Annotated in this window: 16 protein-coding genes and 1 pseudogene; 8 read left to right on the top strand and 9 right to left on the bottom strand. The window is 37.6% G+C overall.

Going from position 1 to position 22,101, the window contains the following annotated elements; all coding sequences use genetic code 11:
• Positions 1–78: 78 nt before the first annotated feature.
• A complete protein-coding gene (speE, locus tag H5089_RS18245) occupies positions 79–942 on the top strand; it encodes a polyamine aminopropyltransferase (RefSeq protein ID WP_182712831.1) in 864 nt (287 codons plus the stop codon).
• A 180-nt stretch (positions 943–1,122) separates the two neighbouring features.
• Here speE and H5089_RS18240 read toward each other — a convergent pair whose 3' ends face one another.
• From H5089_RS18240 to H5089_RS18230, 3 genes are all read right to left on the bottom strand, one after another.
• Complete coding sequence (locus H5089_RS18240; protein ID WP_182695861.1) at positions 1,123–2,724, bottom strand: methyl-accepting chemotaxis protein; 1,602 nt, start codon at positions 2,722–2,724, stop codon at positions 1,123–1,125.
• A 65-nt stretch (positions 2,725–2,789) separates the two neighbouring features.
• Complete coding sequence (locus H5089_RS18235; RefSeq protein ID WP_182712830.1) at positions 2,790–4,022, bottom strand: hypothetical protein; 1,233 nt, start codon at positions 4,020–4,022, stop codon at positions 2,790–2,792.
• Complete coding sequence (locus H5089_RS18230) at positions 4,012–4,635, bottom strand: methylamine utilization protein (RefSeq protein ID WP_182695863.1); 624 nt, start codon at positions 4,633–4,635, stop codon at positions 4,012–4,014. Before H5089_RS18230 ends, H5089_RS18235 begins: the two co-directional genes overlap by 11 nt.
• A gap of 158 nt (positions 4,636–4,793) precedes the next feature.
• Between H5089_RS18230 and H5089_RS18225 the strand changes: the two genes are divergently transcribed.
• A complete protein-coding gene (locus H5089_RS18225) occupies positions 4,794–6,836 on the top strand; it encodes a glycoside hydrolase family 97 protein (RefSeq protein WP_182712829.1) in 2,043 nt (680 codons plus the stop codon).
• A 225-nt stretch (positions 6,837–7,061) separates the two neighbouring features.
• Positions 7,062–7,853 (top strand): ABC transporter substrate-binding protein, encoded by a 792-nt coding sequence (locus H5089_RS18220; protein ID WP_182695865.1) that lies wholly within the window; start codon positions 7,062–7,064, stop codon positions 7,851–7,853.
• Between the two features lie 49 nt (positions 7,854–7,902).
• Here H5089_RS18220 and envZ read toward each other — a convergent pair whose 3' ends face one another.
• Both envZ and ompR read right to left on the bottom strand, forming a co-directional pair.
• The gene (gene envZ / locus H5089_RS18215; RefSeq protein WP_182695866.1) at positions 7,903–9,225 is read right to left on the bottom strand and encodes a two-component system sensor histidine kinase EnvZ; all 1,323 of its coding nucleotides are present in this window, start codon (positions 9,223–9,225) and stop codon (positions 7,903–7,905) included.
• A gap of 5 nt (positions 9,226–9,230) precedes the next feature.
• Positions 9,231–9,950, bottom strand: coding sequence for a two-component system response regulator OmpR (ompR, locus tag H5089_RS18210; RefSeq protein ID WP_002959552.1), 720 nt, complete (start codon positions 9,948–9,950; stop codon positions 9,231–9,233).
• A 195-nt stretch (positions 9,951–10,145) separates the two neighbouring features.
• Between ompR and H5089_RS18205 the strand changes: the two are divergent.
• From H5089_RS18205 to greB, 5 genes and pseudogenes are all read left to right on the top strand, one after another.
• Positions 10,146–10,292: pseudogene (locus H5089_RS18205) on the top strand (transcription elongation factor GreB); the annotation flags it as partial.
• Between the two features lie 113 nt (positions 10,293–10,405).
• Positions 10,406–11,740, top strand: a complete 1,335-nt coding sequence (gmtY, locus tag H5089_RS18200) for a gamma-mobile-trio recombinase GmtY (protein WP_182712828.1) — start codon at positions 10,406–10,408, stop codon at positions 11,738–11,740.
• A 20-nt stretch (positions 11,741–11,760) separates the two neighbouring features.
• Positions 11,761–15,750: a VPA1269 family protein gene (locus H5089_RS18195; RefSeq protein WP_182712827.1), complete on the top strand. Its 3,990-nt coding sequence runs from the start codon at positions 11,761–11,763 to the stop codon at positions 15,748–15,750.
• 1 nt (position 15,751) lies between these two features.
• Positions 15,752–16,351 carry a gamma-mobile-trio protein GmtX gene (gmtX, locus tag H5089_RS18190; protein WP_182712826.1) on the top strand — a complete coding sequence of 200 codons (600 nt, stop codon included), beginning with the start codon at positions 15,752–15,754 and terminating at the stop codon, positions 16,349–16,351.
• Between the two features lie 15 nt (positions 16,352–16,366).
• Positions 16,367–16,837 carry a transcription elongation factor GreB gene (gene greB / locus H5089_RS18185; RefSeq protein WP_182712825.1) on the top strand — a complete coding sequence of 157 codons (471 nt, stop codon included), beginning with the start codon at positions 16,367–16,369 and terminating at the stop codon, positions 16,835–16,837.
• 546 nt (positions 16,838–17,383) lie between these two features.
• On the opposite strand, the gene H5089_RS18180 is transcribed toward greB, so the two are convergent.
• The 4 genes from H5089_RS18180 to H5089_RS18170 form a co-directional block, all read right to left on the bottom strand.
• The gene (locus tag H5089_RS18180; protein ID WP_182712824.1) at positions 17,384–18,802 is read right to left on the bottom strand and encodes a UvrD-helicase domain-containing protein; all 1,419 of its coding nucleotides are present in this window, start codon (positions 18,800–18,802) and stop codon (positions 17,384–17,386) included.
• Positions 18,799–20,022, bottom strand: a complete 1,224-nt coding sequence (locus H5089_RS18175) for an ATP-dependent endonuclease (RefSeq protein ID WP_220487003.1) — start codon at positions 20,020–20,022, stop codon at positions 18,799–18,801. The genes H5089_RS18180 and H5089_RS18175 overlap by 4 nt, the downstream gene beginning before the upstream one ends.
• Positions 20,019–20,540 carry an ATP-binding protein gene (locus H5089_RS20185; protein ID WP_220487002.1) on the bottom strand — a complete coding sequence of 174 codons (522 nt, stop codon included), beginning with the start codon at positions 20,538–20,540 and terminating at the stop codon, positions 20,019–20,021. Before H5089_RS20185 ends, H5089_RS18175 begins: the two co-directional genes overlap by 4 nt.
• Positions 20,541–20,917: 377 nt before the next feature.
• Positions 20,918–21,598 carry a hypothetical protein gene (locus H5089_RS18170; protein ID WP_104644254.1) on the bottom strand — a complete coding sequence of 227 codons (681 nt, stop codon included), beginning with the start codon at positions 21,596–21,598 and terminating at the stop codon, positions 20,918–20,920.
• Between the last annotated feature and the right edge of the window lie 503 nt (positions 21,599–22,101).

Below are 22,101 nucleotides of genomic sequence, written 5' to 3'. Positions count from 1 at the left end.
ATGTCATTGAGCAAAACGCCAAGCACTGGCAGAATTGCCCCTTTTTCATACTCAACCTAAAAAAGTGTAATAGTAACTATGGCAAATTTAGATCAAAGTAAGTGGTTTACTGAAATTAGCGACCGCGATGGCAGCGCATTTTCATTACGTATTAATAAAAAGTTAGATGAAAAACAGTCTCCTTTTCAAAAGGTAGAAATGTTTGAAACCACAGACTTTGGTAATTTAATGATCATCGACGGGTGTACTATGGTAACAACCCGCGAAAACTTCTTTTATCATGAGATGATCAGCCACCCTGCACTTTTAGCGCACCCAAACCCTAAAAACGTCGTTATTATTGGCGGCGGCGACTGCGGTACTTTACGCGAAGTATTAAAACACCCAGGCGTAGAAACTGTAACGCAAATAGATATAGACGAAGTAGTAACGCAAATGTCGTTAAAATACTTCCCAGAGCTTTGTGAATCTAACAACGACGCCCGTGCAACAGTGATGTTTGACGACGGTATTAAATATATGCGCGAAGCCGCTGGCGAATCTATCGACGTGGTTATTGTTGATGGCACCGATCCGGTGGGTCCAGGTGAAGGTTTATTTAATCATGCGTTTTACACAAGCTGTTTAGATGCACTGCGCCCAGGTGGTGTTTTAGTACAACAAAGCGAATCACCTCTTATGCATATGCCATTATTAGTTGAAATGCGCGAAGCAATGCTAAGCGTAGGCTTTAACGATTTACAAACACTGCCATTCCCGCAACCAATTTACCCAAGCGGTTTATGGTCGGTAACACTTGCACGTAAATCACAAGCATTTGACGGTTTTAGAGAAGACGGCGCAGCACAAATAGCTGAGCAAAGTGAATACTACAACAGCGGTATTCATCATGGTGCACTCGCTACACCTAACTACATGAAACGCGCTTTTGATAAAAAATAATACTAATTCACTTTAGGCTTTGTTGACTTCTCAAGGTTAAAATTGCATTAAAAAAGGGACTTTTAAAGTCCCTTTTTATTTTTATAATGACGATTCAAACTGAACTCGAGCTGGCAAACAACATAAGTACAGTTATATTTCAAAACCTTAAAGAGCTATCTAACCAAATAATCAGTTTATTTAAACTTTAAATCGATGTACTAAGTGATTTAGCTCATCAGTCAATTGTTCCATTTTTTTAGATACATCCTCAGTAGTTCGAGCAAGCGCCCCCCCTTCTAAAGTTTGATCGTTTAATGATGATAGGTTTTGACTTATTTCATCTGCAACCGTTGTCTGCTCTTCAGTCGCTTGCGCTGTTTGCATCGCCATATCATTTACTTTAGTAGACGAGCTTTGCATTGCATTAAGCACATCATTAGTTTGACTAAACGAGCCAACCGCATCATCTGCAAATTGCTTACCTTCATCTATCGCTTTAATTGATTGTTCTACGCTCGTTGCAAATTGCTCTATCATTTTTTGAATATCGTTTGTGCTTACTTGCGTGCGTGTAGCCAATGTTCTTACTTCATCTGCTACCACAGCAAAACCTCTGCCATATTCACCAGCTCGCGCGGCTTCAATAGCAGCATTAAGCGCCAGCAGATTTGTTTGCTCTGCAATTGCACGAATAACCTCAAGTACTTTGGCAATGTTATCAGAACTTTGTTGTAGCTCTGTAGAGCGCGCCATAGCTTGCTCCATATTTTGCGACAAAGAAATAATACGAGAACTAGAGTGCGCAACCGCTGTTAGTCCTTGCTGAGCTAAATTTAACGATTTATCAGCTTCTGTTGATGATTGCTGAGCAACACCTGCAACTTCTCTACTTGCTACACTCATCTCATGCACTGCACTTACTATTGACTCAGAGGCTTGGCTGAGCGTTTGATTTACAGCATTGTTTTTATTTGCAACCTGACTTAACTCACCTCCTAATTCACTTAGTTCTTTTGATTGCTCTAAAATATCGCGAATTAATTGCTGTAAGTTGTCGAGAAAACGATTGAACTGCGTTGCAAGTTCAGAAAATTCATCTTTAGACGTTATAGCGATCCTGCCAGTTAAATCGCCATCACCAGAGGCTATATCGTTAATACGAGAAGTTACATAGTTAATTTGCTGTGTTAATTGCTTAGGAATAAGGTAACTAAACCAACACGCCACTAATAAAATTAATATGACAAAAATAAGCATAGTTAACTTAGTTGAAGCAATTGTGTCTGATAGTTTTTGAACTTCTTCAACCGATGTTTGCTCTGCTAATTCACCAGCTTGATCAAGCGTAGCTCTTAATTCGTCAAATGCTTTTTCTGATTGAGACTGTTTTTTTAGATTTGTTTTATCATTCATATAGGCCAGTGAAGCGTTTAACCAAGTATTATAAGCACCATCAAAACCGCGAAGCTCATTTATAGCTTTTGGATAGTCCGATAACAAAGCTAAGTACTGCTCTAACCTTTGCGTTACTTGCTCAGCATTTTCTTTATGCTCTTGCAAATAAGCTTCTTTATTGTCGTTATGTGCGACTAAATTTAACTCAGCAACCTTTGCTTGATACAAATCCCTGTCGGCACTCAAAGCAAGAGACACAGCCTTAATAAATTTATCGGATTGCACATCTAATGCATTTTTTTGTAAGTTAATTAAGTATGAATACCCAATAATTAACGACAAGATAGCAATACCTAAAATAACAATAGGAAAAGAGACTTTGACGCGGATACTATTCAAATTCATTACTTACTCCAAAAAAAACCATATTTAATACCTACCTTTTTGATAATAAATCTAGTTTATAAAACCTAAAATCGCCATTGAGCGTTTAGCATTATTTGCTGCTGCGAGATTCGTTCATTAAATCCAATTGGCTCTCTATTTTTTGCAACACTTTTAAGTGCAGAACCTTCAACCCCTATTTGTAGTTTATTAGTGAGCTGGTAGCGCCATGTTGCGGTTAAACCTTCCCCATTGCTTGCATTAGGATCAAACGCAGTAGTGTCGTTATCTGTCACTTTAAAGTAATCGTAGCGTACAGAAACTCGATGCTTGCCTTCTTTATGGCTTAACATTAAATAATGGCTGTAAAAGGCATTATCTATTAAAGCATTAGCGCCCATTTCGGTTTTACCATTAAGTACCTGTGCTATAAAGCGGGTTTTATTATTAAACTTATAAAGCCAAGCGGCGCTTGTAAAGCGAGTATCCCAAGCATACTGCCCTGTACTAATATTAAGTGTGGTTGGGTCACCGTTATTGTTGTAATAATAAATTCGAAATTGTGATTTTTTTAAGTAATCCCAGTGTACGCCAGCGTAATAGCCAAAACGTCCGTCTACTTCTTCAAACGGTAAAACCTGATTAGCTTGCCAGCGTAATTCATACGCATTTAATGCCGCTACAGGCGCAAATTTAACACTTTCGCTAAATGTAGTTTGCCTATCGTGTAATGCAAAACCACGCCAAGCAAGTAAAGTACCGGCAGGGTCATTGCCTTTAAATGTAGCACCTACAAAACTAAAGCTATGAGCGCTGTTAAAACGTTTTGCTGGGCGCTTAATAGTTATCTCTGCGCCAACAGTGCGTACTTCCTCGCCAATCCAGCTATTAATAGCTGAGTTTGTATAGTTATAAGGAGAAGTCCACCCTATATCAGGGTTTTCAAGCGACATAAGTGGATAAAAGCCCCCTACACGCACATGCCATTTATAGTTGCTGTTAGATAGCGGCTGATACTTTACATAAGCTTGCGTAAAACCAAGGCCAACGTCAGGATCTTGATTCGCATTTAACACCCCATGAGCCGACCAACTAGATGCTAAATCAACATTAAAATCTAAAATACCTTGGGATAAAATAAGTTCGTCGCTTTTAGTATCGTGCCGATATAGCCCAAGGCCGCCCTCTTGGAAGCTACGTGTATCGTCACCCTGCACGGCTCTAATTTGTATCAAGCCTATTACTTGTGCATACAATGCATTACTAAAACATAAAGCACCGGCTAAAAATATCAGCCTCGTTAAACGATTAATAGTCATCAAATTCATCCGTAGCAAAGTCAATTTGCTCCGCAATTTCCTGCTTTACTTTATAAGTGATCGGGTTAGTAGCCACAGTAATAGTTTGAGATTCAACCTTACTAATATCACTAAACCCAGAATGCCAAACACTTAACGTGTATTCGCCTACATTGGCATTTAAATCAACATGACCATTTTCATCAGTGATTGCAAAAATAGTACTATCGACCACCACAATATAACCTAACATCCAATCATGAATATTACAGCCAAGCTCAACAACCCCTGTTTGATCAAAAGTAATGGGCGCTTTTGGGTGCTCCTTATATAGCTTTAATTCAAATGTTTTAGCTTTAGAAAATGAATAAACATGATGCATGATTGAGTCCGCATTCGGAAACTCTACCTTTGCATTTTGTGGGACAACTAAAATACGCGGCTTAAATTCTCGATTTTGCTGGGTCATCGCATAAGGTGCTTCTGGAGGAATAACGCCATAGGAATCTCCTGCAGTTAGCCACACAACAGCATTAGGTAATGGGCCATTATTAGCATTTTTAATTGTTATATTTGCTGCAAAAACTCCAGTACTAACACTTAGTAAAAATACACAAAGTAAGCTTTTTATCATTTTCTTGTCGCTATTATCAATTTGTTTACATTATAGACCGATTAAACCACTAAATTCTTTCTATTTTTTAAAACATTGAATACGTATGTAGGCAGTCGTATTAATCATCAACAGTCATTATCCTTAAATGTCACCACCGACTCATCTAAGGACACACCATGAGAATCCCTGCACTTGTGCTTTTAGCCTTTGCTAGTAATAGCTACGGACAAACTGTAGAGCTAAAATCGCCAGACACACAAATAACAGTAAGCATCTCTGACGAAAACAACACGCCAAGCTACGCAATAAAATTTAAAAACAAAGCGGTTATAAACAAATCTTTACTGGGGTTTGAATTTAAAACACAAGCAGCTTTTAGCGATGGCTTTAAAATTAAAAGCATTGAACAACAAAGCGTTAACTCGCAGTGGCAACAACCCTGGGGCGAACGCCAAAACGTTGTTGACGAATATAACGAAGTAGCCGTTACCTTTACAAAAAACGAGCCAAATAAAGGTACCTACACTATTCGATTTAAAGCATTTGATAGTGGTGTAGGTTTTAGATACGAAGTGCCACAACAAACCGGCTTCGAACATACAGAAATAACCAAAGAGCTGACTGAGTTTGCAATAAACAATAGCCATGATGCAACAGCATGGTGGATACCTGCTCGTGGCTGGAACCGCTACGAATATGTTTACAACACTACTCCACTTAACGAAGCTCCACTAGCTCACACACCATTTACGTTTAAAACAAGTGACGGTACTCATATTAGTATTCATGAAGCCGCTCTTGTTGATTACGCGGGTATGGTGCTTAATCAGCGCCGTCCAGGCACATTTACAGCAGACTTAACCCCTTGGTCAGATGGTGTTGCCGTTAAAAAACAAGGTGCTTTTAAAACACCATGGCGCACCATTCAAATAGCCGACAGCGCTGTTGGCCTAGTTAATTCAGATATAATACTAAATTTAAACGAGCCTAATAAACTCGGTGACGTGTCGTGGGTTAAACCTGGCAAATACGTGGGTATCTGGTGGGGTATGCATATAAACACGCAAACTTGGGGTAGCGGTAAAAAACACGGCGCCACTACGCAAACCACAAAATACTATATGGATTTTGCAGCGCAGTATGGTTTTGATGGCGTACTCGTTGAAGGCTGGAATATTGGCTGGGATGGCGATTGGTACTTTAATGGCGATGTATTTAACTTTACCAAACCGTACGATGATTTTGATATAGCAGCGCTGACTCAATACGGCAAAGAAAAAGGCGTACAGCTCATTGGCCATCACGAAACATCAGGCAATGTAAGCAACTACCGAGACCAAATGGAAGATGCCTTTACACTTTACGAAAAATCAAACGTCAGCCAAGTAAAAACAGGTTATGTAGCCGATGGCGGAAATATAAAACGTATAGACAAAAACGGTATTGCTCGCCATGAATGGCATGACGGCCAATTTATGGTTAACGAATACCTTTATAACGTAAAACTTGCAGCTAAACATAAAATTAGCATTAACACTCACGAGCCAATTAAAGATACAGGCCTGCGCCGTACTTATCCAAACTGGATTGCGCGCGAAGGCGCTCGCGGACAAGAATACAATGCATGGGGTTCACCACCTAACCCACCAGAGCATGTACCAATGCTTGCTTTTACCCGCATGCTATCTGGGCCGATGGATTTTACGCCAGGTATTTTTGATATGAGCTTTAATGGTTTAGGAGGCGATACAAACCGCCCACAAACCACTCTCGCCAAACAACTCGCACTTTACGTTGTTTTGTATAGTCCAATTCAAATGGCTGCCGACTTACCTAAAAACTACTTAGCTAAGCCCGATGCGTTTCAATTCATTCAAGACGTACCAACAGATTGGCAGCAAAGCATTGCTCTTGATGGTGAAGTAGGCGACTTTATTGTATTTGCCCGTAAAGAACGTAAAAGCACTAAATACTCAGGAAACGATTGGTACCTAGGTGCTGTTACTGACGAGAAAGCCAGAACAATTGAGGTAAAGCTCGACTTTTTAGAGCAAGGTAAAAAGTTTGAAGCGCAAATTTATCAAGATGGTAAAAACGCAGAGTGGAAAAACAATCCATACGATTTAAATATCGAAAAACATGTAGTCACGGCAAGCGATAAACTAACCTTAAAACTCGCTACCAGCGGCGGCACAGCCATTCGCTTTAGGGCACTTTAATTTTTTATTATTATGCCTGCACCGTTTACGGAGCATTGGTAGATTTAAACCTACCAATGCTCTAACTAAGGCATGTTTGGTATTTATGCCAATTCACTTAATTATTATAAAACAACAAAAGCCCTGCCTTATTCTTTAAAAAGTTGAATTTAACAAATTATCAACAATAATTAACGCGATACAAGTGAACTACCAAACTAATAAAAATAAGGGCGTAATATTACAGTGTCAATTAAACCAAAACTTATTATGTTTGCTGCCCTAATTGGTTGTAGCAACGTACGCTCTGATACTCTTGATATTGCTGCACTCGACTTCTGCCCGTACGTTTGCAGTGATACCTCCGATAATAATTCCATAGGCTTTGTATTAGAGCTAGAAAAAATAATCTTAGAACGTGCAGGCCACCAAGTAAATTTTTATATAGTCCCTTATTTACGCTCTTTAAAAGGAACAGAGAGTGGAAAGTATGATGCTGTAGCTATAAGTAACGACAGTAGTTCAAAAGTAAATATATGTTCTAAAAACACTGTAGGCCCGATGATATATAGCTTTTACGTCAAAAAAGGCACTCAATGGCGTTACAATGGGATGGAGTCTCTAAAGTTAATAAGATTTGGCGTTATTGCAGGCTACGATTTTTCACCAATATCTCCTGAAGTTCAAAGCTACTTTGAAGAAAACCGCGATAACGAGCAGCTAATTCAGGTTCATCATGGTTCAGAAGATCTCATTTATCGCTTGTTTAAAAAACTGAAATTAGGCCGAATCGATACATTTAGTGAAGCTGCCTATGTAGCCGATTACAAACTACAAAAATATGGTCTGCAAGATAGCTTTGAAAAAGCAGGTCAGTTTGACAAAATACTATGGGGTAGGATGTGCTTCTCACCTAAAAACCCTAAAGCACATGAATATGCTCAACTTATAGATACTGGTATGCAGGAGCTCAGAAAATCTGGTGACCTTAAAAAAGTAATGCAAAAATATGGCTTATACGTTTGGGAGCCCGAGTAATACTTTTAACGGGCTTTATTTAAAAGCACAGAGCCAACCATGCTTTAGCTTACTTTGATACTGCAGGAGTTGATACCTTGATTGGCAAATATACTTGTGCACTTAAACCGCCTTCTGGGCGGTTTTCTAGTTTTACTTTACCGTCGTGCATATCAACAATGCGTTTAATAATGGCAAGGCCTAAGCCACTACCTTCACTGCCACGTGCAGCATCGCCTTGCTTAAAGGGCTCAAACACAGACTCTAATTCGTTTTCAGGGATCCCAGGACCACTATCGTTTACAGCGATAACTACATATTTTTTGTTTGAATTAAAGTAACTAAGTACTTCAACATCGCCCTCAGAATAACGCAGCGCATTACCAATCATGTTGGTAATTACACGTTTAATAGCTACAGAGCTTAAGGGTATATTGCCTATATTTGGATTACTTTTAAACGTAATAGTACGTTGATGCTGAAGCTCAGAATTAACAACCTCGGCAACTAAAGCATTTATATCTTCGCAACTTAGTTCTTCACGTTTATGGTGGCGTAAATACTCAATAAACTGATCGATAATCCCGTTCATATCTTCTATATCGTAAATAATACCTTCACGAAGATAGTCATCTTCATCAACCATCATTTCGGTGGCTAAACGGATACGCGTAAGCGGCGTACGTAAATCATGCGATACACCAGCCATTAGTAAACGGCGGTCGTTTTCAAGTGCGGCAATTCCGCGCGACATTTGATTAAACGCGCGCGTTACTTCTATTACTTCTGTTGAGCCTTCTTCTTCTAATTTGGTAGAAAAATCGCCTTTGCCTACTTTTACTGCAGCTTGTTGCAGTGCTTTTAATGGCCTATTAAGGTGCCTTGCAAACAACCACCCACCCAGCACACTTAAAAAGCCAATACTTGATAAGTAAAAAGTTAAAAACTCTAAGTTATTCTCTTTAAAGCCTTTAAGCGGTACTTTTACCCAATAACCTGGCGCTTGCGGTGCTTCAACCCAATAAATTAATGGATCAGTTTGGCTAATACGTACACGAGAATAACCACCAAGTTGCTCAGTCATGCTGCGCGATAGCATAGAATATTCGCGGCTTTGTCCAAGCCCTTGACGCATTGCTTCGCGCTGCGTCATTACTTCAATGCCGGTAATTTCAAAAAACTTCGCAGATACTTCGTCGTTTATTTCAACGCCATCTTCCCAGTCAATAAATACCGTTTTAATTTGCTTAGCAAGCATCAAGTTAACTTGCTCAATAGTTGGTTTTACAACATAAAAACTAACCGTAACATAAGAGACTATTTGATTTATTAGCAGCAAAGCCGCCACTAAAAAAACAGTTTGCCCAAAAGCACTTCGCGGAAACATGCCCATAAATATTACTTTTCACCATCGGGAACAAACACATAGCCCAAACCCCAAACGGTTTGAATATATCGCGGATTAGCAGCATCTACTTCTATCATGCGGCGAAGTCGCGATACTTGCACATCAATACTTCGCTCAAGCGCACTGTAATCGCGGCCACGCGCTAAGTTCATTAGCTTATCGCGGCTAAGTGGCTCACGCGGATGCGAAACAAGCGCTTTAAGCACTGCAAACTCACCACTGGTAAGCGATATTGTTTTATCCCCTTCACTCATTTCGCGCGTTGCTAAATTAAGCGTAAATTTACCAAAAGCGATTAAGTTTTCTTCAGCAGCTGGAGCACCTGGCACTTCTTTTGCGCGGCGGCGTAAAATTGCTTTTATGCGAGCAAGTAGCTCACGTGGATTAAATGGTTTTGGAATGTAATCGTCAGCGCCAAGTTCAAGGCCAATAATACGGTCGACTTCGTCGCCCTTTGCAGTAAGCATAACAATAGGAATTTCATTTTCTTTTTGGCGTAGTCGGCGGCAAATAGATAAGCCATCCTCGCCTGGAAGCATTAAATCGAGAACCATTAAGTGAAAGTTTTCTCGCTCTAGGAGTCTATCCATTTGCTCCGAGTTTCCTGCGGTTCTAACAATAAAGCCTTGCTCTACTAAATAACGTTCAAGCAAACTGCGTAAGCGCATATCGTCATCAACAACTAATACTTTTGTGGTCTCGTGTCCCATAATCTCGTTCTTATTTTTATATCCAATTACTAGTTAATATAAATGAAAAACTTAATAATCAAAAACTAATTACTTGCTTAGATTGTTACTGAACATTTCAAAGCTTCCTTACTCGTACTTTATTACATTTTACGCTCGACAAGTTTTGGCAAATTTAATAACGTGCACACCATTAGAGTTAATAAAGAATTGGCCATGAAAACAAATTTAGTTACCCGCGAAGGTTACTTGCAATTACAACAAGAACACGATCAACTATGGAACGTAAAACGCCCAGAAGTAACAAAAATAGTAAGCTGGGCAGCCAGCCTCGGAGATCGCTCTGAGAACGCAGACTATCAATTATAACCCCACAAGTGAGCATACTATTAGTAAGTATCTTAAGTTTCTTTTTTATATTTATAGACTAGTATTTGTAAATCAATAAAAATTATAACCTTAAAATAAATACTATTATGTCATATGTTTTAAAAATAAAATGTAAATATAAGGTAGATAAAACTGGTATATCACATGAGTTTCCCTGTGTTCTTACTAAGTCAGGAGTGTTAACTAGCCATATTCAATACCTATATATGAAAAGAGCTAGATCCCAATCTTGGGTAGAGAGAAGTGTTTTTTCAATTATATTGTTAATTAAATATATTGACGCTAACACTAAAAATCATTCAAACAATCAAAAGTTTAATGGTGTAGAAATGCTTAGAAGCTTTACTACAGCATTGAATTTAGGAACCATAGACCGTATAGGACGAGATTCTTCAGGGTTGTTTTGGAGGGCTAGAGAAACTAAAGATGCAGAAGTGATACTAAATCATATAACTCAGTATACTGATTTTTACAGCGCTAAAAATGAAAATAAACTGCCAACAAATACTTTTAGAAAAGCATCTCATATTGAAGAAAAAATTAATTGGTGTGCATATTATCACCGTCAAAAACATGTTTTCTTAAATCATTTAGAAAAAAAAGCCGCAGTTGATAAAATCAAATTTGTGAGATCTATCAAATCAGATCAACCTGAAATTATTAAAAATGAAAAAGTTTTTAAATTTCCTGAAGATAAAATAGGCACTTTACTTAATTATGGCTTTAAAAAATCTGGAGACAAGTATCCGGATTATAAAAATCAATTGATAACAATGTTAATGCACTATGGCGGCTTGAGACTTAGTGAGGTTTTTCATATTTATATTAATGATATAGTATTAGATGAAAAGAATAATGAAGCTATTGTGAGGGTATTTCATCCTTCACATGGGCAATGCCCGGAATCATCTAACAAAACAAGAAGAACATACCTACAAGAAAAATATGCTTTAATACCACGGAACGAATACTCTAAAAGCTTAAGATTACATGCAGGTTGGAAGACTCCTTTATTAACAAGTAATAAAAAATATTTTGATGTCATATTTTCAAACTCTAATATTGCAAGGGAATTCCAAATAATTTGGATAAAGTACCTAACATTTCAACGCAAAAATCCTCCTCCTCACTTCCAGCACCCTTTTGCTTTCACTAATAGTAAAGGGGAACCAGAAACTATTAAAAACTTTAGGAGAATGCATGAGAATGCAGTTTTTAATATAGGGTTAAATCCATGTAAGGATGAAGGGACAAGCTGTCATGCTCATCGCCATAGTTATGGTTATGGCTTATCTAAATTAGGGTTTAGCCAAGTAGAAATACAAAAGGCCATGCATCATAAGAGCCCTGATTCTTGCCTTGTCTATATCCAACCTACCAGTGAAGATATCCGGAAAAAAATGCGTGAAGTAGAGGGGTAGTTAAAATAGGAGGAAATATAATGAAAAGCACAAAGTATAAGACCTTATTAGAAGCTAAAAAAGCAACTAAGTTACTAGGTATAACATCAATACGTGAATATAGTATGCGTTATAAAGAGGACTCTAAACTTCCTTCGCAGCCATATAAAAAATACTCTAAAGAATGGCCAAAAGAAAACGGGTGGACTTTTTATTTAGGGAAGACCATTAAAGTACTATGCCCCACATTTGATGAAGCAAAACAGTTGGTTGGACTCTTAAATATTAAATCTAGAGCTGAATATTATAAGCGCTATAAAGAGTCTAATAAACTACCTTCACAACCCCAAAGTTATTACTTCAAAGATTGGCCAGCTAAAAATGGATGGCATATTTTTTTAGGTAAAAGCTTTAAAGAGTTTTACCCTACTTTAGCGGCTGCTAAAAAAGCGACATCAAATTTAGGGATTAAATCTAATAGTGAATATATAAAGCGATTCGAGGAAGACCCTAAGTTACCGTCTTGCCCGAGTCAAGTATACTCAAAGGAATGGCCAGTTAAAAATGGGTGGACACTTTTTTTCGGAAAAACTGTTAATGATTTTTATCCTACGCTTAAAGAAGCAACGGAAGTTGTAAGATTATTAGGTGTAAAAAATATAAATGAATATAGGAAGCGTTATAAAGAAAACCCTAAACTACCATCGGATCCTAAGAATTATTATTCAAAGGAATGGCCAATTAAAAATGGATGGTTTGTTTTCTTTGGTAAAGAAAATGTTGAATTTTATTCTACATTAAGTGAAGCTAAAAAAAGAGTCTCAGAATTAAGCATTAATACATACCATGAATATAAAGCTCGGTATAAAGAAGAACCCAAATTACCCTCTTGTCCAGAACACTTTTACAGAAAAGAATGGCCGACTAAAAATGGCTGGCATTATTTTTTGGGGAAACAGGTTAAAATTTTATATACATCTTTGGATGAAGCAAGAAGTGCCGCTTTGCTCTTAGGTATTGCATCCCGAAAAGAATACCGAGCTCGCTATAAAGAAGACCAAAGATTACCAGCTAACCCCCAGCAAGTTTATGCTGAAACCTGGCCTATTACTAATGGGTGGAATGCTTTCTTCGGGCACAGGATTAAAAGTTTTTATTCTAATTTAGAAAAAGCACAAGGTGCAGTTTTTTCTTTAGGAATAGCCTCTTTAAAAGAATATAAAAATCGTTATAAAGAAGATTTCAAATTACCATCAAACCCAAAAAAAATTTACTTTAAAGACTGGGTAAAATTCGATTCGGATTTAGAGTTTTTCATTCCACTTAAAATTGACAACTTTAGCTTACTACTTCAAGCAGTTAAAGCTTTAAATATTAATAATTCTTCTGAATATAGGGAAGTAAGAAAGAAATATAAGCAGTTGCCATCTAATCCGAAACGTTCCTTTCCCAATGAATTTATTGATTGGTACAATTTGTGTGGCATAGCTAAACCATATCCCTATTTAACACTGCAACGTTTGGTTAAAATTAATAAAGTTACAACCATTGATAAGTACCAAAAATGGCGTTCCTTGAGTAAGGACTCTAGAATACCTTCAAATCCCCATGAAAGCTCGTATTATAAAAGTGATTGGGTTAATTGGTATGTTTTCTTTGGAGTAGAAGAGCCCTTTCAGCCTCAGTATATCCATGAACCATATATTTCTTGGCGTAATGAAATAAACATATATATGAAGTCTGCAAGAGGTGGAATGTCAAAAAAAACAATGTTGTGTAAGTTTGTCAGGTTATATATTCAAAAATATCAGTTAGGCATAAAACCTATAGACTTTGTCTTAAAAAAAGAAATAAATTCACTTGAATTCAAAGAGTTTATTTCTCAACAAGAAGGTTACCAAGCAAAAACTTATAACGCTATTGATGAATTTGTGGATTATATAATCAGAACACAGTGTTCAGATGAAGACTCTGATACGGGTGAGGTTATTAGAATGCCTAATGCCAAAAATCGTATTAAAGACACCTTTATTATTGATGAACAACGTAAGGATACTCTTGGTGAAACTATAAAACCTGCATTATCGTACCAATACATTGAAGCTATTCGAAACTGGACAATTCCATCGAACGCAAAGACTTTTAACGATTTAAAACATCTGCATACATTTGATGCTGATTGGGTAAAAGTCCCGATCGATATTGTAGATAAACATGATCCAGATTGTGTATTTGAAGTTATTGATAACAACTTTGCTAAAATTTGGATTCCTATGTATTGGATGCATACGTATTCCCTCTTCTCCGTCCCTCTTAGAGGTATACAGATTGCGTACAATGATAGTGGTGAAGCTGATACATATATTCCAGAATATATAAAAGAAAAAATAGTTTGGGTACAAAATAAAAATAAATTAGCAGGGCGAACTAATAATCAAGGAATGATAAAGCGCTACCCAAATAATGAATTTGGGATGTATTCAACATCAAATAAAACTTCAATGAACTCTATGGGCTCAAGCGTTCCTTGGATGCCAATAGAATTAGCTTATTGGCTAATCAAATTAAGAAAGTGGCAATCAAAATATAATCCAATAAAAGAGCCAAAAGATTGGATTGATTGTAAAAGGACAAATATTAATGAAGTACAACGTAAGAAAAAAGGTCGAAATTGTTTTTTGTTTCGGGATTATGGAGAAGAAGAATGTGGAACTTTCGGCGCTCGATTAGCTAATAGGTTAGCGGCTGCCTTATATTTCAGCCAACCTAAGGGCATTAAATTAGCTATATGCGAAGGAAAGCAAACAGCTATCTCTATGTTTAAATCAGAGTTTACCCCCCATAGCATGCGTGTGAGTCTGATCACTATTTATGTTATGGAATACAACTTAGATTTATCAATAATTATGAAAATTGCAGGGCACTCCTCAATATTAATGAGTGTTTATTATGTCAAAACACAAGGGTCAGTATTACGTAAAAAAATTGAAGAAGGTGAGAAAAGAGCATTAAAATCTCAAGCAATAGCAACTCAAAGTATGATTGAACAATTAAGAATTGATGAAATAAAGCCCAATCTAATTGGTAATTCTCAAGAGACTCTTAACGCACTTAATAACAACATACCTGCAGGAAATTATTTGTTTAGAGATTGGGGGATATGCCCGCATGCAGGTACTCGGTGCGAGGACGGAGGTACTTTCATTGGAAACACGCAAGCAAGATCTCCTGTCCCAATAGGATATTTGGGTGGAGAAAATTGCATTAGATGTCGGCACTTTATAACAGGCCCTGCATTTATTGGTGGGTTATTAGCCATATTTCAAGAAATTATTCTGTATTTAGAAGCGAAGCAATTACATTATGATGGGTTAATTGAAGATGAAAATGAATTATCAATGTCTTTAGAGAAAGAAGACGAAAAAGAGTACTTATGTAATAAAAATAACAAGACATTTGATACAACAAAGCGTAGAGAGATTCTAGCAAGTATTCGGAAAACAAAATCTGAGTATGAAGTTGTAGCTAAAAAAATGGATATGCTTTATTGCGACTTAGGTGCAATAAGTACATTAGTTCATCAATGCCAAGTTTTACTAAATCAATCAAACCTTTCTATTGATAATGACGACTCAAATTTACAATTAATAGTTAGACCCGAGCATGAACTGCAGGTGATTGCTGAAGAGGTTAGTCAATACGAACTACTTTGTGAAGTTTGCGAAAATGCTGAAATTTATCAATCAGCGAGCGCCGATCTAGCTATAACGCCGCGTACTCAGCTTATAGATAATATGATGCTGAGAAATAATCTTAAGCCATTATTATTTACCTTAACTAAGAAGCAGCAATTAAAAGCTGGTAATCAATTACATAAGTTGTTTAAAGAACGTTTAAAAAGTCATGTAAAAGTGAATGATTTAATCGAAGGTAAGCTACTTTTATCTGACTTGGAAGAACACGAACGAATAGAGCCGATAGATTTACTCAATGTATTACATCAGAAAAAAATAGAAATAAAGGAAGTATAAGATGACTCCGGAAGAACTATTGGTTGAATTGAAAATGGATGTGAAAAATAAAGTTAAACAAACGCTTCAAGCTATATACGAAGTATGTTCTGAGCAAAAAAAACGTGGCTTATCAGACTTCTCCTTTTCAACAGTTTCTCGATTAGGTGAAGGAAGAGGTGTACCTAAAGCTCAAAGTATACGTAACAAAACAGGCGCGCCATACAGAGCATTAATTAAATCTTTCGAAGATAATATTAATGAAAAAAACTCTAAAAATAAAAAATATAAAGGGAAGGTAGATTGGATTGAAGAAATATCTGATGTTAGGCTTAAAATATTAGTCAGTCATCAAGCAGCCCAATTAGCCGAAGCTAAGCGAATTATAAAAGAATTTACACCGCCCGATATGGTAATTAATATTAACGATGGTTTAGCTATTCAGACTGAATCATTTGATCATCTTGAGCGGAAAGCGCTAGAGTATTTAATGTCCGATGACTTCATTAACAAGTGGCATTTCAAAAAAGGTATACATGGTGACGTATTAAATGAGCAAGACGAACGAGTATTTAAAATCGCCACATTAGACGCTCTAGGTAAAGCTTTAAAGAATTTATGATATTTAAGGAACACTTTGAAAAGTAAATTAATAACTCGTGAAGGTTATAAAAGATTACAAGAAGAACTTAATTATTTATGGCGTGATAAAAGACCAAAAATCACAGCTATAGTTAGCTGGGCTGCTAGCTTAGGTGATAGATCAGAAAACGGCGATTACATATTTAATAAACGTGCATTAAGAGAAATTGACCGAAGAGTAAGGTACCTAAGAAAGCGTTTAGAAGAACTTAAAATAGTCGACTATTCTCCTCAACAGGATGGAAAAGTATTTTTTGGGGCAACTGTTGAAATTGAAAATGAAGCAGGTGAAATATTAAGCTTTAAGATTGTTGGTCCAGATGAGATCTATAATACCAAAAACTTTATTTCGATTGACTCCCCTATGGCCAGAGCGATGCTAAAAAAGGAAGTTGATTATGAGTTTCAAGTGAAAACGCCAGTAGGGATAAAAGAGTGGTTTATTAATAAAATTGAGTATAAGTAAAGAGCCAGCTTATGCGACAACTAACTTGAAAAACTCCGAAAGAGAGTATTTATATTTCAGCCCTCTGAGCTTTAGTCATCAAAGTCTCTTTTAATATACTGCTGTTAGTCTGCTTAGAGCGAGAAGCAGACGGTCAGATAAACTCGTTTTTGGACAAAAGCGTGTTAGGACGTCAGCTGTATCAAGTGAATTTCGGATAAAAATTTCTATGGTTTAACGACTAAATTAAACGGCAAATTTTAGCTGGCTATACTCGCGAACGAAGCGAACTCCGCCAGCTAAAAGCTTGTCCCGTTTCAATTATTTGTTACTTGTGAGCTGATGAACAATAACCTCATATAAGGCGTAGGCTAGAGGTGAGTTGGCAGAAGACGACGAAACCACATGATCTAATGGCGATTCAAAATGGACTATCACGTTACTAGGGACGCTTTGTGGAATAACGCCTTCTTTAATACATTACAAGCAAGATCCTATGCTCAGATATAGGAAATGTGGCGAGGTATGAAAATTCCATTTGATAAGCTTATTACTCACGTATCTACCTCATGGAATATAAACATCTCGAGAAAATATTGTAATAGTTTTAGCTCCGCGTGAGAGTGCTACATATAAATGATTTGCGTTCATTCCTCGAGCTTGCGCATCAAGAATCATGCAATGATCGGCTTCAAGGCCTTTGAGTAAAAGGGTTGAACCAATAGCCCTATTAGGTATTCGTTGATCTCCTTGTTGACGTAAGCGCTCCCTTACTGCTGACGCAGCTTCAAAGATACTTATTTTTGGAGACGTTATAGAAAGAGCTAAAGAGTCTTTTAAAGCGTTGTATGCGCCTTTACGGTAAACACGAGTACCAGGTTTTAACTCTAGATGCTGCAGTGCTGCTAAGATGTTGGAGCGAGAGCTGTTAATCGCTACGTTGCAGAGTGCTTGCTCAGTATTTGTTGCAGAAGTCCTATTTCGATTATTGAGAATACTGTCTACTCGTTGCGATGTGGTTGCCATTTCAACATTAGTCATCATGGTACTAGCAACTTGCAAAATAGAGGCTGAAAGAGCTAACCCTGTATTGTCATCGAATTGGCTTGCAGCACTAGTCACGCTTGCAAGTTGAACTGGTTCAACGACTTCAATTCGCGAATTACCCTGAGCATAACCATGCCTTGAACGTTCATCCATTGAACTACCTATTACTAATATAGAATCAGTTGGGTAGTGATTTAAAATAGAGTGTTGCGCATTATGCTGATTAGTTATATCCGTTCGGACTATGTCTGTCAGTGGGTGCAATATGACATGAGCGGGACATGTTCTAAGGTCAACTCTTGTCCCTTTTATTAGTGCATCCCTTGTTTCAAGTATCCACCGTCCAAGCAATGGTGCTCCGGCATTGTTCCAACGCCATGGTGTATTTAATTCACCTATAAGCGGAAATTGCTGCAGAACTCCGCCGACCCAATCAGGCATTGGACCTCCGAAGTTAAAAATACATTGCATAGGGTCGCCAAAAATAACTGTCGGGAGAACTTCTGAAAGTGAAGCAATTATATTGTGTTGGTTAACGTCACAGTCTTGATACTCATCAACAAGCAGTCGTGAATATGATGCTTGTAGGATGTCACTAATGCTGCCTGTACATAGCAACCTTAAAACAGTTTGTCTAACTTCTGGATAAAAAAGCTGAGGCATTTCAGGTGAGTGATGAACAGGGCTGGTCATTGGGAAGCTATTGGCAATACGAAGTGCCCATCCATCAATGGTAGTAACAACGTAGTTCGACGTTGGAACTGATAGCTTTCGCAGTCTTTTCTTTAGTGCAGAAACTCCAGCTGTGGTGTGTGTTAGCACCAATATAGGCTTGGTATTTTTCACGGATAAAGTCTCCGTGATTAAATGTGTTTTACCACAGCCGGCAGGAGCAACAATTGCCCCTCGCTCAGTATCAAGAACGGTTTCCACGTTCATCTAATATCTCCATTAGCTTCAACCCAATTGAGCAAACCATTGAGGATACTTTGAAAGTGTGCGTTAAATAATAGTATGTTTGGGCCAACGACATTTCTGATAACTGTTTCAGACTTTGCTATGTTTTTGAACCATTTATAGTGGCCAGCGGCAAGAGCCAAAGGACTTCTCATATTATCCTGTGAGTTGGATAAACATGCGGCTAAATTATACTGATTGTTCGACTTGTTTTTAATATGCTGATCTACTTCTTGGTGTCCATTTAAATCCGCTGCTGCTTTTACAAGTAGTGGTAAAAGATCTACTCTACACCAGCTGAAAATAGCACCTTCGGTAGACATGCCATGCCCCCACTCAAAAACTTTTACACCAGCTTCTATACATTGTTTAGTCTGTGCATGGTGTGCCAGAGTATTAATATCTGAATCCTTTAGTAAGGCCACGGGGTAACCTAAATTCGTAAATACCTTAGATCGCTGGAAGTAGTTATCACCACCGCCACCATCAGTGCAAAAACCTCCTTTAGATTGAATCCCAAGCTGTTGATTGTCTTGCTTGTAAAGATCAAAACCTCTGACAAAACCAACTTCAGTGCTTCCTTCACCGACAATTATTGCCTTGCTAAAGAACGCTTCTGCACAAGCTCTTAGTGTTGCTTGTTCTTGTTCCCCACCCAAAAGACTGTAGATTTTATGGGAGTAAAACGGGAGTTCCAAAGCTTGAGCTGTTATGGATTGCTTCCTTAGGACATGGAGTTGGGTAGCTTGTAGCTCTCTAAGTACATAAGGTGAGTGAGTTGTGATAAATACTTGTTTTTGCGGCTCGATGTCCTTTGAACCTAGTTCGTTAAGTAGTCTAGTAATGCGGTATGGCTCAAGACCATATTCAGCTTCATCTACAATCAGAATACTAGAGCTGCTAGTCACCTTTTGTAGACCGCTAATGAGAAGGCGTGAAGATCCAGTTCCTAATTGTCTTAGAGGTGATCCATCACTATTGTGGAGGCTTATGGCACCATTTGACATGGATATTCCATTTACATCAAGAAGAGCACTAAGTTGCCCGACTGGTACGCCAAGTCCATTAGCGATTTGCTGTACTTGAGTCAAAACCTCTGTGATCCCTTGTACTGGTTGTGCTGCAAAGGCTTCACGAGTTTGCCGTCCCAATTGAGCAAGGAGTGAAGATACATCTAATGTCTCTTCAGAAAGTTTGTTCAATATTGAACGATGTCCCATGCGAGATTTTGATGTGATGTGGTGCCAAGTCTGGCTGGAGACAATAATTCTCGGTGTTTCCAAGGTAATCTACGTTCAAGACCGTCAGCATCAGCACGATCAGAGTATAGCTGCCAATCAGGTGCTAAGTCAGCATCTACATGGAGCTTGAAGGTAAGAACCGTTTCACAATTTGGTTGTGGCTCGTCAGAGATTTCTTTGGTCTCAAAATTAAAGCCTCGAAGAAAAAAACCGTATCGTTCAACATTTTTTAAATCATCATGAAGCTCGCCAATTGTCACAGTGATTGTTAATGGAGATGAAGTATCTAATTGGTAAAAATCTGCATCGTTGAATGAGTAAGAGCGTCTTGCACCTAGAGCTAAATCAATGGCATCTAAAATTGTTGACTTACCAGAATCCCCTGGCCCGATTAGGCAGTTAAGTCCAGGCTTTGGATTCCAAGATAGGTTTTTAATTGATCTAAAGTTTTGTATATCAATATGACGAATAACCGGCATGCCAAATCCCTTTGCTAGTAAGTATAAAATATTAGTTAAGATAGCATCTTAAGCTGGATAAAGGTATGAATCGCCACCATTACACTAGTCACTCTGTAGTGGTACAGTGATTTGGTCAATCTTTCGACGCTGAAGTTACTTGTGAGTCACATTGCTAGATTGAAATGGGGCATTTTCGTGTTTCATGCCCCGCCAGCACGCCTCTGGACAAGAACATGCTAGAGTATTAAAATAATAATTCCCAATATGGAGCTATTCGTGAGCCATACACCTTTTCTTCTACTGTATTATTTCGCTTTGCTAATTTAGTAAATTAAAAGGTTTAGTAATAAAAAAGCTAACATAAATGTTAGCTTTCAAACTTGAATTTAGCTGCTCTAATTATAAGAACAGGTAGGGCAAGGCTTAGAAATAACACTCTCTCTCCAAGCGCCCGAAAAGTTATTGTATCTCCACACTTCGGTAGAAACTTTATCATTTGTTGACTTCTTGACAAACTCAACTTGGAAATCTGTGTACTGACTTATGCCTGCATTAACTGCACCTTGATAAACACTAAGACTCAATGCAATACCTCCTCCCGAAGTTGTTCCACCACTACATGCTTCTTCACAGAAAATTGTTATTGTTTCCATATCTTCATCTGTATCGAAAGTAGTAATACCTCCACTGAAAAGATCTGAATCAAAAACGACAGCCATATGAGCAATAAATGGGTCTAACTTTGATACTGGTATACCAAAATAGTTCGCAAATTTTGTTTTTTGCTCATTCATAGCTTTATTCAATTCTTTTTCTGAATAATTCTCCGGCGAAATAAATTCAGGAACCTCATAAATTAGTTGCATATCAGGAGTAGATGAACCTGAGTTTAATCTCATGAATTGATCTGTAGCGTATTTATAGGCTTTTTCAGATAACCCCAAAGTTTTACTGTTATTAACTATATTACTTTTTATTTGTGATACTGGGTTATTGGGTTCAATTGTTGTTTTCGCATTAACACTAAAAGTACCAACAAAAAGAATTACAGAAGCTAGCTTATAAAAATTTGTCATATTAGAGTCCTTAATAAATTGACAATATGTTCACCATTGAACAAAAATAAAGCTATATTAACATTTGTTAATTGTCAATATAGGAACAATATTTTCTTAACAAGCTTCTAATCGTAAGTTCCTACACTTGTCACAGACTCGGTCTAAATTGCCCCCTGTTCTTAGTAGCTATAATGTCAAAAATTAAGAAACTTACTAGAAGCTTTACGTTAGTATGTTTAGTTTTCATAGGCTCGGCGGGTATTACCAATCATCGTAGATTGAAAATGAATCATAGTTTCTTCCTCAAGACTCATCATTTTAGAGTGAATTTTAATCGTTAAAGGCCAGCACTAACTCGTTAAGGGGCAAAGGCCAGTTATGTTTGTAACTCGTCAATGGACAAAAACGAATTAGAGCCGAAAGACGGCTCTGTGCCAGTTGCAGACGTTCGATAATGAGATTCATGAGCCAAAATTTGCTCTTATTCTCTCTTAGGGATTTTCTAATTAATTAGCTTTCAC

It is taken from the genome of Pseudoalteromonas sp. SR45-1 (genome assembly GCF_014163655.1).
Taxonomy (GTDB): Bacteria; Pseudomonadota; Gammaproteobacteria; order Enterobacterales; family Alteromonadaceae; genus Pseudoalteromonas; species Pseudoalteromonas distincta.
The sequence above is the reverse complement of the archived record's forward strand: the minus strand, read 5'-3'. Positions and strand labels throughout refer to the sequence as shown.